A 15,041-nucleotide genomic window follows, 5' to 3' on the forward strand; every position below is an offset into this window, starting at 1 on the left:
ATGCTTCGCTGCGCTCTGCATGACGTTCTTCTCGTATCAGTCGACTATCAGTCGACTGATAACAAAAACCCAAAAATAAAGCTGCTGGATGCAACCTCCGGCTACCTCGACGGCACTTTGGCCGTTATGCATTGTATGAAACGAAATGTACCGGCTACGGCCGTTCTGCTTACCGCCCTGTTGGGCGCTTCTCACGCGGCTTTGGCCCAACAAACCCCGGGCGCTGGCGGCCGGCCAGCCATCGCGCCGGCGGCCGCGCCGCGCACTGCTGCCGGCCGTGTCTCGGGCACGGTGACCGATGCTGCCACAGGCAAGCCAGTTTCCTATGCCACGGTGTCGGTGCTGGACGCCACCACCCGCAACCCCATCAACGGGGGCGTTTGCGGCGACGACGGCAAATTTGTGCTGGCCGGCATTCCGGCCGGCACCTACACAGTGGAAGTGAGTTTTCTGGGTTATAAAAACCAGGAGCGCACGGGCGTGGTGGTGCCCAGCGGCGGCGTGGTAAACTTAGGCACGGTGGCGTTGGCCACCTCGGCCCAGAAGCTGGACGAAGTGGTGGTGACCGGCCAAAAGGCCCTGATTGAGGAGCGCGTGGACCGCACGGTGTACAACGCCGAAAACGACCAGACCACCCGCGGCGGCGACGCCACCGATGTGCTCAAGCGCGTGCCCATGCTCAGCGTAGACCTGGACGGCAATGTGAGCCTGCGGGGCAGCTCCAGCATCCGGGTACTTATTAATAACAAGCCCTCCACCATTGCGGCCAGCAGCATTGCCGACGCCTTGAAGCAGATTCCGGCTGAGCAGATTAAGACGGTGGAGGTTATCACCTCGCCCTCGGCCAAGTACGATGCCGAAGGCTCGGGCGGCATCATCAACATCGTCACGAAAACCAACGACCTGCGCGGCGCCACCTTGGGCGTGAACCTGAGCGCCGGCCTGCGCAGCACCAACCTGGGCCTGCAGGGCAGCCTGCGCACCGGCAAAATGGGCTTCTCGCTGGGCGGCTTCGGCCGCTCGCAGTACAATACGCCGGGCGAGTTCACCAACACGCAGGTGACGCGCAGCCTGGCTACCGGCGCGGCCACCACCACGGTGCAAAGCGCCGATACGCGCAACCAGGGCATCTTTGGGCGCTACCAGTTGGGCTGGGATTACGACATTAATAAATTCAACTCGTTGCAGGCCAGCATATCGTACGGCACGCGCAGCGGCAGCAACTACCAGGACCGCCTGCTGCGCACCACCTACGCCGGGGCGTTTGCCAGCGGCACGCCCATCGGCACCGACCTGCGCGACACATACTCGAAAGACAATTCGGGCACCGTGGACGCCAGCCTGACCTACACGCACAGCTTCGAGAAGCCGCAGCACGAGTTCAGCATTCTTACCCTGTTTAGTCGCAACGACCGCACCAACAATTTCACCAACAGCATTTTGCAATCGACGCAGCCGGGGCCGGCGCGCATCGAGAACGAGAACCCCAGCTACAACGAAGAGTACACCATTCAGTTTGATTACCAGAATCCTGTCAGCAAAACTCAGATTCTGGAGATGGGCGCCAAGAACATTCTGCGCCGCGTGAACTCGGATTACTCCACCACTTCCTACGGGGCCGGCGGCGAGGTGCTGCCCTCGGTGGGTCTGCTGGCGTCCAACAACGTGTTTACCTACCGCCAGAACGTGACGGCGGGGTACGCCGCCTACACTATCGGCCTGCCCAAGGGCTTCACGCTGAAGCCTGGTGTGCGCTACGAGTACACCACCATTCAGGCCAATTTTGCCCGCTCCGAAGCGGCCGACATCCCCAACTATGGCGTGCTGGTGCCCAGCGTGAACCTCTCGCGCAAGCTATCGAATGGCAACGTGCTCAAGCTGGCCTACAACCGCCGCATTCAGCGCCCTTCGCTGCAGTTCCTGAACCCGAACGTGAACGCGCAGAACCCCAAGAACGTGAGCCAGGGCAACCCCTACCTCGCCCCCGAATACACCAATAACTACGAGCTGGGCTACAGCACCTTCTACAAACGCCTGAACCTGAATTTCAGCACGTTTGTGCGCAACACCACCGGCTCCATTGAGGCCCTGCGCTCGGTGCGCGGCGCCGATACGGTGTCGACCACCTACGCCAACATTGGGCAGCAGAATGCTTACGGCGGCAGCGTGTTCGCCAACATCAACAGCGGCAAACTGACCTTGAACGGCGGCGCCGACTTCTACTACACCACCCTCACCAACAACGTGCCCGACCGCAACTTCGCGGCTTCTAACGAAGGCTTTGTTATTGGCGGCCGGGTGGGTGGCTCCTACAATTTCACGCCGGTGTGGGGCATCCAGGCTTTCGGCGGTTTCCGCGGCCGCCAGGTGCAGCTGCAGGGCGACCAATCGGGCCAGGGCTTCTACACGGTGGGCGTGAAGCGCGACTTTGCCGAGAAGCGCGGCAGCATCGGCTTTGGGGTCGACAACGTGTTCACGCCCACCATCACGGTGCGCAACACGGTGGTGTCGCCGCTCATCGACCAGGCCAGCGCCAACACCTCGCACATTCTGGGCTTCCGCGTCAACTTCAGCTACCGCATCGGCAAGCTCACAGCCGGCGCCCCCACGCGCCGCGGCAAGAGCATCAACAATGATGACCTGAAAGACGGCGGCGATGGCGGCGGCGGCGGCATGGATGCCGGTGGCACGGGTGGCGGCGGTGGCGGTGGGGCTCCTGCCGGCGGTGGCGGGCGTCCGGCTGGTGGCCAGCGTCCTGCCGGTGCCGGTGCCGCGCCCGGTGCTACCGGCGCCCCGGCCGGTGCCCGCCCCGGCGGCTACCCGGGTGGCATGGCCCCTGGCCAGCGCCTGGCGCCTGCCGACAGCACCACCACGGACTCGACCAAAACCCAACCAGGCATGCTGCCGGCCACCATGCCAAGCACGCCTGTTCCCACGGCGCAGCCCGCCGACTCGACCCAACAGCGGCGCCCGGCCTTGCCAACTGCTCCGGTCAACCCCGTCAACGCGCCGGCCAATGCGCCCTCGCCCGGCACCAGCACGCCCAACGGCACCGTGCCCGCCGGCAGCCCCGGCGGCCGGCCCTAGCGGCCGCCCCGGCCTCTCAGCCGATAAATAGAACGTCATGCTGAGCGCAGCCGAAGCATCTCTACCGCAACACTAAAAATGATTAGTCGCGCGATATAGATGCTTCGACTGCGCTCAGCATGACGTTTTTTATTAATCGTTCTTTAATCGACCTGCTGCCCGGTCGCGCCCTACTTTTGTCGGGCGCACCGCCCTCTGATGACCGACAAGCTCCCCGACGCTCTTCCTGAAAACGATGCACACTTCCTGCAGCGCCTGCGGCCCTCGCGCCTCATTCTGCCGGTAGCGCTGGGGCTGCTGGTGGTGGGCTACCTGTTCTGGCGCAGCTACAAGCCCGGCGAGCTGGCCCCCCTGGCCAATGCCGACTGGCGCTGGCTGGCCGTGGCCGTGCTGGTGCTGGCCGCCCGCGACCTGGGCTACATCTACCGCATCCGCCACATCGCCGAAACCGAGCTCAGCTACCGGCAGGCGCTGGATGTGATTATGATTTGGGAATTTGCCTCCTGCGTGCTGCCTTCGGGGCAGGGCGGCACGGGCGCGGCCCCGTTTATTCTTGAAAAAGAAGGCATCCCGCTGGGCAAAGGCTTGGCCTACATCATGGTCACGGCCCTGCTCGACAACCTCTACTACGTGGTGATGGTGCCGCTGGTGGTAGGTATTGCGGGCGCTGGCCTCTACCCCCACGAGGCGATGCAGACCGGTTTCGTGGCTACGCTACGGGTGGCGTTTGGGGTGAGCTACCTGTTCGTGACGCTCTACGCGGGGCTGATGCTGTACGCCATTTTCGTCAATCCGAAGTCGGTGCGGCGGCTGCTGGTGCGGCTGTTTTCTTTCCGGCTGCTGCGGCGCTGGCGGCGCACGGCCTACCGCCACGGCCAGGAAATGGTGCGCGCCTCGGGGCAGCTGCGCGGCGCCGGTGCGGCCTACTGGCTGCGGGCCAGCATCAGCACGGCCTTCGTCTGGACGGCCCGCTACGCCATTATTGGCTGCCTCATCGCCGCCTTCGTGCCCATGGATACGGGCACGTTCCTGTTCATTTTCGCCCGCAATATCACCTACAAGGTCATCCTGCTGGTGGCCATCACGCCGGGCGGCGCGGGCATTGCCGAGGGCGCGTTCCCTACGTTCTTCGGCAAGTTCATCGGCACGGCCACCATGACGAGCTTCCTGGTGTTTCTCTACCGCATCGTCACCTATTATCTCTACTTAGTACTGGGCCTCATATTCCTGCCGCGCTGGGTGACGCGCGTGTTTGGCAAGCGCCCGGCAGCGCAGTAGCGCGGACTTTGTAGTCCGCGTCCCCGCGCCGCTAAAGTAGCTTAAGTGTCGTTCGGGTTTCCGCTGTGGACGCGGACTACAAAGTCCGCGCTACATGAAAAAAGCCCCGAACCGCATTGGTTCGGGGCTTTTTGCGTGTCTGATAATTGCTGAATTTATTCCTTCTCCAGCATCAGCGTGGCGCCGGCGGCCGACTTCAGCGTGAGCTTGTCGTCGGTCAGGGTTTCCACCGCAAACTGGTTGGAAGTAGCGCTGCCTTCGGGCGTGAAGGTGATGGTTTTGGCGGCTTGGTCGAAGGTATATTTGCCCGAAACGGCGCCGGCGGCCCCATCCGTCATGGTGTAGTTGCCGTTGGCAAAAACATGAAGCTCCTGGTCTTTTTGCGCATCGGTTTGCTTAACTTTGTCGCCAGTGGCATCGGTTTCTTTGGCGGTTTTCCACACCTTGCTATCGGTGCCGTATAGCATATTCACGCCTTCTACCTTTCCTTTGTCGCTGCCGCAGGCGGTAACAAATAAGGATACAAGCAGCAGCAGGCTGGCAACATAACGGAGCGAAAACAGAGACTGAGGTTTCATGAGCACAAGAAGTATGGTGAAAGAATGAGAATGTCTGCGGTTGCAAACTCGTCGGCTTACGGTACACAGGTAAAAGAGTTTACCACGAAACCTGGCTTGAGCTTGCCCGTATATGGGCCCTGTTAGCTGGCTCGCGGGTCAGCTACTCTTCTTTTTTTCTTCATCTAACTGAACTAATCCATGGGACTCTTTGATTTTCTCAGCGACAAAGGCGAGCAAAAACCCGCAGAGCCCGCCGCAAAACCGGCTGCTGGCGGCACTGATTTTTTCGGAAATGCCGCCGACGCCAAACCAGCCGCTACCGGCGACTCGTATACCGTGGTGAGCGGTGACTCACTGTCTAAAATTGCTAAAAACCACTACGGCGACGCCGCCAAGTGGCATCAGATATATGAGGCCAACAAGGCCACAATCGGCGAAAACCCTGACCACATCGAAGTGGGCCAGGTGTTGACGATACCTAGTCTCTAGGTACTTTTTTGCAGAAAAAAGGTGAGAAAAGCCACTCTGTTTCAGGGTGGCTTTTTTGCGTCTGGCGGGGTGGTTTTGGTTGACAGTAGAACACCAAGAAAGCCCGTCATGCAGAGCGCAGCGGAGCATTTTTACCTCAATATCAACTTCTGTCGACTGGATTACTTCCGCGATAAAGATGCTTCGCTGCGCTCTGCATGACGGGCTTGATTTCCGACAAGGGAAATTATTTTTCGCCCCGCCGCTTGCCCATCCCAAAAATTCTCCCGTACATTTGCCCTACCAACCCGGTACTCCCTGCTAACGGCGGGCAGTTTTTAAGTTTTATACAGAAGCGGCGAGAGACTAGGCTCCCTGACCCGCTGGCAACCTTCCACTACGCGAAAGGTGCCAATTCCTACCCACTGCGGCTTCGGCCACATTGGGGCATATGACTCGAGTGCCATGGAAAACCCTGCTGAATCTGCTTTTTTCAACCCGACTGTTCCGGCTGCTTTGCGCGCCGCGGTTTCGGGTTTTTCTGTTTTGGCCCCGTGCGGCCAGAGCCAGGCGTTGCCTTCGCTGCGAATGCGAATGTGTTGTTGGCGCCCGTGTTGCGGCTAAGCTGATTTCGGCTTAGACACCCCTCCCTTCCTTTCTGGAAATTTCTGGCGGCTTGCCGCGTCCGTTGCGCGCCCTTTCGGGGCCGGGCGGCCGGGTTCAGGCCGCCGCTGCAACACGGGCTCGTCCGGGAATTATTACGCTACAAAGCGCTCAAATAAAGGCTTTTGGCGAATTCAAACAAACAGTCATTACGGGTTTTCAACCTCCAAATACAACTGCATCATGTCCGCTCCATCCCTGCACTTCGAAACCCTGCAACTCCACGCCGGCCAGCAGCCCGACCCCACCACCGGTTCGCGCGCCGTGCCCATTCACCAAACCACCAGCTACGTGTTCAAGAGCGCCGAGCACGGCGCCAACCTGTTTGCCCTGAAGGAGTTCGGCAACATTTATACCCGCCTGATGAACCCCACCACCGACGTGTTTGAGCAGCGCGTGGCGGCCCTGGAAGGCGGCGTGGCGGCGCTGGCCACCGGCTCGGGCCAGGCCGCCCAGTTCATTGCTCTCAACAACATTCTGCAGGCCGGCGACAACTTCGTGAGCACGGCCTACCTCTACGGCGGCACCTACAACCAGTTCAAGGTGGCCTTCAAGCGGTTGGGCATCGAGGTACGCTTCGCGGATGGCGACAACCCGGCTTCGTTTGAGGAGCTGATTGACGAGAACACCAAGGCCATTTACCTCGAAACCATTGGTAACCCCAGCTTCAGCATTCCGGATTTTGAGGCCATCGCGGCCATTGCCAACAAGCACGACCTGCCCTTGGTGGTCGACAACACGTTTGGCGCGGGCGGCTACCTGTTCCGGCCCCTGGAGCACGGCGCGCACATTGTGGTGGAGTCGGCCACGAAGTGGATTGGCGGGCACGGCACCAGCGTGGGCGGCGTAATTGTGGACGGCGGCGCCTATGACTTCGGCAACGGCAAGTTTCCGCAGTTCACCGAGCCCAGCGAGGGCTACCACGGCCTGATTTTCAACGACGTATTTGGCAAAGGCGGGCCGTTTGGCAACATCGCCTTCATCATTCGGGCGCGGGTGGAAGGGCTACGCGACTTCGGCCCCGCCATTAGCCCGTTCAACTCGTTCCAGCTGCTCATCGGCCTCGAAACCCTAAGCCTTCGCGTGGAGCGCACCGTGGAAAATGCCCTCAAAATCGCCAACTGGCTGGAGCAGCACCCACAGGTAGAAAGCGTGAACTACCCTGGCCTGGCCAGCAGCCCCTACCACGGCCTGGCCCAGAAGTACCTCAAGCGCGGCTTCGGCGGCGTGCTGAGCTTCCGCATCAAAGGCAGCAAGGAAACGGCTACGCAATTCATTGACAACCTGAAGCTCATCAGCCACCTGGCCAACGTGGGCGACGCCAAGACGCTCATCATTCAGCCCTCGGCCACCACGCACCAGCAGCTGAGCGAGGCCGAGCAGCTGGCCGCCGGCGTCACGCCCACCTCGCTGCGCCTCTCCGTCGGCATCGAGCATTTTGAGGACATCAAGGCCGATTTGCAGGCCGCCTTCGACGCCGTGGGCAATACCGCCAGCCTGCCCACGGAGGGCGAGGAAGTGACCGAGCCCGAGCTGGAGCACGCCCAGCCGCTGGAAGTGTAAGGCAGTAGAGAGTAGAAAGTATTGAATAGTGAGATTTCAGGAAACTACACATCCGATGGCCTGCCATTCATCTCACTACTCAATACTTTCTACTCTCTACTAAATCAAAAAACCCCACCAGTGGGCCACCTCTGGTGGGCCGGCGCCAGCCTCGCTGGTGGCATTATTATTTGGCAGTGGTAGAATCGGCCCACGGGCGCGCCTGCTTTCCTGATTTTAGTTGGAGAAAGATGGGGGTGAGATACCATTGGCGCGTGCCGTGCGCCGATTCTACCGCTGCTTTTAGTTATTAGAACCCATGTCAGACCAGTTTTTTCACATCCCCAGCCTGCGCCTCGAAAGCGGCGAAACCCTGGCCGACGCCCGCGTGGCGTACCAAACCTGGGGCCAGCTGAACGAGGACCGCGACAACGTGGTGTGGGTGTGCCACGCCCTCACGGCCAACGCCGACGTGCTGGCCTGGTGGCCGGGCCTGGTAGGCCCGGGCTGCTACTACGACCCCGCCGACTGGTTCATCATCTGCGCCAACGTGCAGGGCTCGTGCTACGGCAGCACCAGCCCGCGCGACCTCGACCCGGCCACCTGCCAGCCCCGCTACCAGCATTTCCCGCTCCTGACCATCCGGGACTTGGTGACGGCCCACGACCTGCTGCGCCAGGATTTGGAACTGACCGACATCCATACGCTCATCGGGGGTTCTCTAGGCGGACAGCAGGCGCTGGAATGGGCCGTGCAGCGGCCCGATTTGTTCGACCATCTGGTCGTTATTGCCACCAACGCCCGGCATTCGGCCTGGGGCATTGCCTTCAACGAGGCCCAGCGGCTGGCCATTGAGGCCGACCCGACCTACGCCGCCGGCCAGCCCGGCGGGGGCGACGAAGGCCTGCGCGCCGCCCGGGCCATGGCCCTGCTCAGCTACCGCAGCTACGCCGCCTACGCCGAAACCCAAACCGACCCCGACGACGACCAGCTGTTGCCCGAGCACCGCGCCAGCCGCTACCAGCGCTACCAGGGCGACAAGCTGGTGGCCCGCTTCGATGCCTACAGCTACGTGGCCCTGAGCCGCAGCATGGATTCGCACCACGTGGGCCGCAACCGGGGCGGGGTGCCGGCGGCCCTGCGCCGCATTGGGGCGCGCACGCTGGTGCTGGGCATCACGTCCGACGTGCTGTTTCCGCTCAGCGAGCAGCGGGAGCTGGCGGCCCACATTCCCGGGGCGATGTATGCTGAGTTGGACTCGCGCTACGGCCACGATGGGTTTTTGCTGGAAACGGCGGCCATCACGCACTTCTTGGAGCGGTTCTACGCGCCCACGTTCGTGCATTAGGCTGCTGCTCTGGTTAGAGCAGCGCATCTTAAGCGGCGATATGCCCCCAGACGCTGGAATCGAATGTTATAAGGCACAAACCAACCGGCTCGGGTACAAAGCCTGACTTTGGGGCACAAAAGCAAACGCTACGGCACAAATACAAGCGTGCGAGTACAAGCGCGCGCTTGCTACTACGGCTACTGGGCCTGGCAAATTTAATGATACTGTGATGAATGAAAACAACCCGTTGCGCATCGGCCTGATTGGGTTTGGCTGCGTGGGACAGGGATTTTACGACATTGTGGCGCAGCAGCCCGGCCTGAACCTGACCATCACGTGCATCGCCGTGAAGACGCCCGGCAAGGCCCGCTCACTGCCAGCCCACCGCTTCACCTACCACGCTGACGAGCTACTGGCCGACCCCGAGCTGGACCTGCTGGTGGAAGTCATCGACGACGCAGCCGAGGCCTTCCGGCTGGTGAGCGCGGCCCTGCGCCGGGGCCGCCGCGTGGCCACAGCCAACAAGGCCATGCTGGCCCGCCACTTGCCCGAACTGGTGCAGTTGCAGGCCGAGTTCGGCGGCACGCTGCTGTATGAGGCAGCCGTGTGCGGCAGCATTCCGGTGGTTCGGACGTTGGACCAGTACTTCAGCCACGAGCCGCTGCGGGCGGTAAGCGGCATTTTCAACGGCTCCTCCAACTACGTGCTGACGCGCATGAGCGAGGAAGGCTCCGACTATGGCCCGGCACTGGCTGAAGCCCAGGCGCTGGGCTTCGCCGAAACCGACCCGACGCTGGACATGGGCGCCTTCGACCCGCGCTCGAAAGCGGTAATTCTGGCGGCCCATGCCTACGGCGTTTTCCTCGAAGCCGACGAGATACTAAACCTGGGCATTGAGGGCGTAAGCGCGGCCGACATTGCCCACGCGGCGGCGCAGGGCCAGAAGATTAAGGTGGTGGCCGGCCTCTACCGCCTGCCCGACGGCCGCCTCACGGCTCTGGTGACGCCGCAGCTGCTGGGGCCGGAGTCGTCGCTCTACACGGTGGAACGGGAATTCAACGGCGTGGTGATTGACGCCGCGTTTGCCGGTCCGCAGTTCTTGCAGGGACGCGGAGCCGGCGGCCACCCCACCGGCTCGGCCGTGCTGGCCGATGTGCTGGCCCTGCGGCGCGGCCTGCGCTACCAGTACGCCAAGCAGGCCACCGCGCCCGCCGTGCAGCTTACCCACGGCCTGGAAATTGACGCCTACGTGCGCCACCCCGATGCCGGGGTGCTGCGCGAGGTGCTGACGTGGCTGGAGCTGCCCGCCGAGGCCGTGCAAACCGACGTCCACGGCAGCTTTGCCACCGGTGCGGTGCCGGTGCAGCAGCTGTGGGCCTGGCGCAAGGAGCTGCGCAGCCTTGGCGTGTTTGTGGCGCGGCAGGGCGAAGTACGGCCGGTAGCGGCAACGGCGACCTTCCAGACGAATGAGGCAGTGGCGGCGCTGGCCTAAGCAGGCCCAGCGACTAAGCCGTAGCGTAGCAGCAACCAGTTGGTGGCCGCAAAAGCAGTCGTCATTCGCCGGCCGCACTGCGGCGGCAGCGCCATGGCCGCAACTGTTGTTGGGCTGCGGCTGCTGAGTGGCTGGAAGGGTGCTTACCTACAAGCCAATTGCCCCGTTGCAGCGGGAGCGGCCGGATTGGAAGCGTAGGCAATAGAAAGGGGCGCCGCTCAGCTGAGCGGCGCCCCTTTCTTGTTTAAGGCATTTGGGCGTTACTTAAACTCGATGCGGACGGGCGGCTGACCGGCGAACCTGAGCAGGTAAACGCCGGGCGCCAGCGAGCCGCGCGGCACCGTGAGCTCCGGCGTGGCGGGGTGCAGGGTTTGCACCACGCGGCCGGTGGCGTCGAGCATCTGGGCGTCGAGGGGCAGGCGCCAGGAGGCGGGTAGCTGCAGGCGCACGGCTTCGGTAGCGGGGTTGGGGTAGGCGGGCAGGGCCGGAGCAGCGGCTTTGGCGGTGGCGAGGGTGGTGCCGGCCCGGGCTAGCAAGGGGCGCAGGAAGTCGCGAATGGCGCGGAAGGTGGTGTCGGCGTAGAGCGAGCTGCTTTCGAAAGGAATGTGGCCGGCGCGCGAGAGGCGCACCAACGTATTGGTGATGCCCACTTGCGTGGCGCGCGGGTTCAGGCGGCCGCTGCCGTAGACGTACTTGGGCGGCAAGCTGCTGCCCACCCGCCCTTGCAGGTAAGGCACGGTGGCGTCGGCGGTGCCGTGCACGCTGAGCAGCGGGGCGTTGCCGGCCTCAATAAGGCTGGGGTTTTCGGTGGCGCCGCTCAGGTTGAGCACGGCCAGGGGGGCGCTGCTGTAGCCGGGGTTGCCGCTCACGCCCTCGATGCCGCCCAGGGTGGCCAGGCCCACGTAGGCGGGCACTTCGCTGGCTTTGTCGAGGTAGCCCACTTCCAGCGCCGCGAAAGCGCCGGCCGACGAGCCGCCCACGGCAATGTAGGCGGGGTTCACCTTGTAGGTTTTGGTGGTGGCGGCGTCTTTGCGGAAGAAGCGCACGGCGGCGCGCAAATCCTGCATGCCCCGAATGGCCGACTTAGCAATGTTCACCGTGTCGAACCCACCCCCGAGGATGGTGCCGAAGTCCAGCAACCGGTAGTCGATGCTGGCCGTGACGTAGCCCAGCTTGGCGAAGCGGGTGCACACGTCAATCATGTAGACATCGGTTTTGGAACCCGTGATGAAGCCGCCCTGGTGGGCAAAAATGATGACCGGCCGCCGGCTCACGGTGTCGCCCGTGGGCTGGTAAATGTCCATCAGCAGCTGCTGGGTGGCGCCGGCCGAGTTCACGGCCGCGCCATACACGACGCCCGACGTGGTGGTCACGTTGGCGAACCTGGGCTGGTAGTACCGCCCGCGGGTAGTATCGATGCGAGCCTGGGCCGAAGCCAGTTGGGTGCCGGCCAGCACGAAGGCAGCCAGCAGCAGGAGTAAAGATTTCATCTGCATAAGGGATGTGGTGAGTGAAGAAGCCGCCGCTGCCCGGGCCGTAGCTTCATGCCAATGATACAACGGATTCGGCCTGTTGGTTGCCTGGGCACCGGGCTTTAGGACAATGCACGACCTGACCAACGTAGAAGCGGGGTACGACCCTATCCCTACGTCGGTCGAACCTACTGCACCACCACGCGGCGCACCAGCGGCACGCCCGCCACGCGCAGGTGCAGCTGGTACACGCCCGGGGCCAGGCCGCGCACGTTCACCTCGCCGGTGAGGGACTGGCCGGCCGCCGACAGGGGCTGACGGCGCACCGTCTGGCCCAGCGCGTTAGTCAGCTCGGCCACCGCCGGGGCGGCCGTACCGGCCGGCAGCGGCAGCCGCACCTGGAAGCTGCCCGACGCCGGGTTCGGAAACACCTGCAGCTGGGCGGCCAAGGCCTTGGCCGGGCTGGTGGCCAGCACGCCGGCGGCGCTCAGCTCCAGGGCGAAGCGGCCCGGCGCGGTGGTGCCGGCCACGCTGAAGGCGTAGCGCGTGCCGGCGGCCAGGGCCGTGCGGGTGCCCGTCAAGGCATCGGTCAGGGTGAGGGCGCCGGGGGCGTAGTTAGCCAGCTGCGCGGCGGTGAGGACGTAGCTGCCGGGCGCGGGCACCCCCAGGGCCAACGGCACGGTGGCGGGCGCGCCCACCACGGGCAGACCGTTGATGGCCAGCGCCTCGCCCTGGGCCACGGTGGCCAGGTTCAGGCCGCTGGGGTTGGGCAGCTTCACGGCGTCGAAGGCGGCATCAGCGGCGGCGGTGGCGCCGGCTTCCTGGTAGAGGTAGGCTTCATCGGCTTGGGCGGGGGTGGCGGCGGCAGCCAGCGTGAGGCGCAGCTGCGGCCGGGCGTCGGCGGTGCTGCGCTGCACGGTTTGCGCATTGGCGGCGGCGAAGTCGGTGATGCGGGCGGCCAGCGGGAAGGTGAGCGTGACGGGCGAAGCCGCCAGGGAGCGCACGAAGAAGCCCTGCCCCAGCGGAATGGTGGCGCCCGCGCCACCTACGCCGTTCACGTAGGTGCGGTAATTACCGGCATACTGGCTGGTGCTCACGAAAATGTACATGGCGCTGCTCATACCGGCCGGAATGGCCACGCCGTCCCAGTTCAGGGCCGAGGCAAAGGGATTGCCCACCAGGTGCCAGCCGGCGGTGGGGGTGGCGGCAGCGGGCAGGGTGGTGCTGTAGGGGGCGCCGTTGCCGTAGAGGGCGCCCGTAAAGCTCATCGTCTGGCCGGCGCCTACGTTCACCGTGAAGCCTTTGCCCAGGGTGTAGTTGTTGCTGGGCCCGCCGGCCGTGGCGGACGGCTGCGGCACGAACCAGCCCTTGTCGAACTCGGCGTAGCTGGTGGCCGGCGAGGTGAGGGCCCGCTGCTGGTCGTAGGCAAATACCGTGGGGAAGGGCGTCACCAGGTCGGGCCGGGCGCTGGTGTTGTAGGCGAAGTTGAGCGTGGGCGTGAAGCTGGCCGTGGCGAAGCTGTTGACGGTGGTGTTCAGCAGCGGAATGGTGAGGTGGCGGTAGCCCGGGCCGGGGTTCGCACTGGGGTCGAGGTAGCGTTGGATGGTGAGCGGCAACTGCACCGTGCCAGTGCCGGGCGTAACCAGGGCCGTGCCGCTGGCATCGGAAAGCAACGTCAGGCCCGAGGGGAAGAACGAGCCGTTGGTGAGAACCAGCCGTTGCCGGATGCTCAGCGTGCGGTTGTGCGTCAGGGAGCGGCCGCCGGTCAGGGCCACCTCCAGCTCGCGCACCGTGGCGGGCAGGCCCGTGCCAATGGTCTGGTTCGTGGTGCCATCGTACACATACACGGCGTCGGTGCTAAACGTGCGAGTGCCCGTGTTCTGAATGGCCCCCGTGGCGCCGCTCGCGCTGATGCCCGCCGCGTCGCAAATGCGCAGGGCGGCGCCGGATTGCAAATCAAAGCTGCCCGGGCCGTCCACCACGAAGCAGTTGGTATTGAGCGCGCCGGCCGTTTGGCCCGTCAGGTTTTTCACCACGAGCGTGCCATACACCGTCACGTTGCCGCCAAGAGTGGCCGTGCCGCTGTTGACGGTAATGTCCTGGTAGTTGCCTGCGGCCACGGTCGTATTCATATTGATGACCAGGCTGGGCAGGGCCACCACCGGCACCAGCAGCGGGCGCAGGAAGTCGCGGATGTCGCGGAACGTGGTGTCGGCGTAGGCGGCCGGATTGGTGCTGCCGCTGGTGGGGTACTGCGGAATGTGGGGCGCCTTGCTGAAGCGGCGCAGCACGTTGGGCACCCCCACGCTGCTGGCGTAGGGGTTCAGCAGGCCGCTGCCGAACACGTACTTGGGCGGCAGGCCGGCGCCCACCCGGCCTTTGAGGTAGGGCACCACGTTGTCGGAAGTGCCGTGGGCGCTGTAGAGGGGCACATTGCCGGCCTCGATGATGCTAGGCGGGTTGGTGGCGCCGCTCAGATTGAGCACGGCCAGCACGGTGCTGGGGTAGTTGGGGTTGCCGCTGTTGCCCTCGATGCCGCCCAGGGCGCTCAGGCCCACGTCGGCGGTTACTTCGCTGGCTTTGTCGAGGTAGCCCACCTGCAACGCCATGAATCCGCCGGCCGAAGCGCCGCCCACCGCAATGCGGTTGGGGCTGGCGCGGTAGGTGTTGGTGGTGGCGGCGTCGCGACGGAAGAAGCGCACGGCCGCCCGCATGTCCTGCATACCCCGAATAGCGGCCTTGCTCACGGCCGTAGTGTCGAAGGTGGTGAACAGCAGGCGGTAGTCGATGCTGGCCGTGACGTAGCCCAGCCGGGCGAAGCGCGTGCACACGTCCGTCATGTACGCATCGGTGCGCGTGCCCCGCACGAAGCCGCCTTCGTGGGCGAAGATGATGACCGGCCGCTCGGGGGCCACGTCGCCGGTGGGCTGATAGATGTCCATCAGCAGCGTCTGGGTGGTGCCGAAGGCCGTCACGGCCGAGCCGTACACCACGCCCGACGTCACGGTCACGTTTGGGAAGATGGGCCGGTAGTAGCGAAAGGCAGTGGTGTCGATGGGGTTGGTTTGGGCGGCGGCCGGGGCGGCGGCCGCCAAGCCAAGCACCAGTAGTAAGTAGTACAGTACAGAGTCTTTCATAGACAAGCGGGT

Annotated in this window: 9 protein-coding genes and 1 riboswitch; of the genes, 6 read left to right on the forward strand and 3 right to left on the reverse strand. The window is 64.0% G+C overall.

Annotated elements, in window-relative coordinates:
• Positions 1-201 precede the first annotated feature (201 nt).
• A complete protein-coding gene (locus Q5H92_RS15765) occupies positions 202-3,087 on the forward strand; it encodes a TonB-dependent receptor domain-containing protein (RefSeq protein WP_305012505.1) in 2,886 nt (961 codons plus the stop codon).
• A 198-nt stretch (positions 3,088-3,285) separates the two neighbouring features.
• A complete protein-coding gene (locus Q5H92_RS15770; RefSeq protein ID WP_305012506.1) occupies positions 3,286-4,365 on the forward strand; it encodes a lysylphosphatidylglycerol synthase transmembrane domain-containing protein in 1,080 nt (359 codons plus the stop codon).
• A 155-nt stretch (positions 4,366-4,520) separates the two neighbouring features.
• Here the strand turns inward: Q5H92_RS15770 and Q5H92_RS15775 are convergent, their stop codons facing one another.
• Positions 4,521-4,943 (reverse strand): hypothetical protein, encoded by a 423-nt coding sequence (locus Q5H92_RS15775; RefSeq protein WP_305012507.1) that lies wholly within the window; start codon positions 4,941-4,943, stop codon positions 4,521-4,523.
• Positions 4,944-5,123: 180 nt separating this feature from the next.
• Between Q5H92_RS15775 and Q5H92_RS15780 the strand changes: the two genes are divergently transcribed.
• The 4 genes from Q5H92_RS15780 (at position 5,124) to Q5H92_RS15795 (ending at position 10,420) form a co-directional block, all read left to right on the forward strand.
• Positions 5,124-5,414: a LysM peptidoglycan-binding domain-containing protein gene (locus Q5H92_RS15780; RefSeq protein ID WP_305012508.1), complete on the forward strand. Its 291-nt coding sequence runs from the start codon at positions 5,124-5,126 to the stop codon at positions 5,412-5,414.
• A 321-nt stretch (positions 5,415-5,735) separates the two neighbouring features.
• Positions 5,736-5,851, forward strand: a riboswitch (SAM riboswitch).
• Positions 5,852-6,239: 388 nt separating this feature from the next.
• On the forward strand, positions 6,240-7,619 hold the full coding sequence (locus tag Q5H92_RS15785) for an O-acetylhomoserine aminocarboxypropyltransferase/cysteine synthase family protein (protein ID WP_305012509.1): 1,380 nt from the start codon (positions 6,240-6,242) through the stop codon (positions 7,617-7,619).
• A 298-nt stretch (positions 7,620-7,917) separates the two neighbouring features.
• The gene (locus Q5H92_RS15790; protein WP_305012510.1) at positions 7,918-8,946 is read left to right on the forward strand and encodes a homoserine O-acetyltransferase family protein; all 1,029 of its coding nucleotides are present in this window, start codon (positions 7,918-7,920) and stop codon (positions 8,944-8,946) included.
• 211 nt (positions 8,947-9,157) lie between these two features.
• A complete protein-coding gene (locus Q5H92_RS15795; RefSeq protein ID WP_305012511.1) occupies positions 9,158-10,420 on the forward strand; it encodes a homoserine dehydrogenase in 1,263 nt (420 codons plus the stop codon).
• Between the two features lie 260 nt (positions 10,421-10,680).
• Here Q5H92_RS15795 and Q5H92_RS15800 read toward each other — a convergent pair whose 3' ends face one another.
• Together Q5H92_RS15800 and Q5H92_RS15805 are read right to left on the reverse strand one after the other, a co-directional pair.
• On the reverse strand, positions 10,681-11,910 hold the full coding sequence (locus Q5H92_RS15800) for an alpha/beta hydrolase (RefSeq protein WP_305012512.1): 1,230 nt from the start codon (positions 11,908-11,910) through the stop codon (positions 10,681-10,683).
• A 170-nt stretch (positions 11,911-12,080) separates the two neighbouring features.
• Entirely contained in the window at positions 12,081-15,029 is a 2,949-nt protein-coding gene (locus tag Q5H92_RS15805; RefSeq protein WP_305012513.1) for a DUF8693 domain-containing protein, read from the reverse strand.
• Positions 15,030-15,041: the final 12 nt, after the last annotated feature.

This window comes from Hymenobacter mellowenesis (genome assembly GCF_030581005.1).
In the GTDB taxonomy this organism is placed as follows: Bacteria; Bacteroidota; Bacteroidia; order Cytophagales; family Hymenobacteraceae; genus Hymenobacter; species Hymenobacter mellowenesis.

Excerpts from the sequence above, each read along its gene's own strand:
- Q5H92_RS15770 (WP_305012506.1), top strand. The coding sequence starts at position 3,286 with ATGACCGACAAGCTCCCCGACGCTCTTCCTGAAAACGATGCACACTTC.
- Q5H92_RS15775 (WP_305012507.1), bottom strand. The coding sequence starts at position 4,943 with ATGAAACCTCAGTCTCTGTTTTCGCTCCGTTATGTTGCCAGCCTGCTG.
- Q5H92_RS15780 (WP_305012508.1), top strand. The coding sequence starts at position 5,124 with ATGGGACTCTTTGATTTTCTCAGCGACAAAGGCGAGCAAAAACCCGCA.
- Q5H92_RS15785 (WP_305012509.1), top strand. The coding sequence starts at position 6,240 with ATGTCCGCTCCATCCCTGCACTTCGAAACCCTGCAACTCCACGCCGGC.
- Q5H92_RS15790 (WP_305012510.1), top strand. The coding sequence starts at position 7,918 with ATGTCAGACCAGTTTTTTCACATCCCCAGCCTGCGCCTCGAAAGCGGC.
- Q5H92_RS15795 (WP_305012511.1), top strand. The coding sequence starts at position 9,158 with ATGAATGAAAACAACCCGTTGCGCATCGGCCTGATTGGGTTTGGCTGC.
- Q5H92_RS15800 (WP_305012512.1), bottom strand. The coding sequence starts at position 11,910 with ATGAAATCTTTACTCCTGCTGCTGGCTGCCTTCGTGCTGGCCGGCACC.
- Q5H92_RS15805 (WP_305012513.1), bottom strand. The coding sequence starts at position 15,029 with ATGAAAGACTCTGTACTGTACTACTTACTACTGGTGCTTGGCTTGGCG.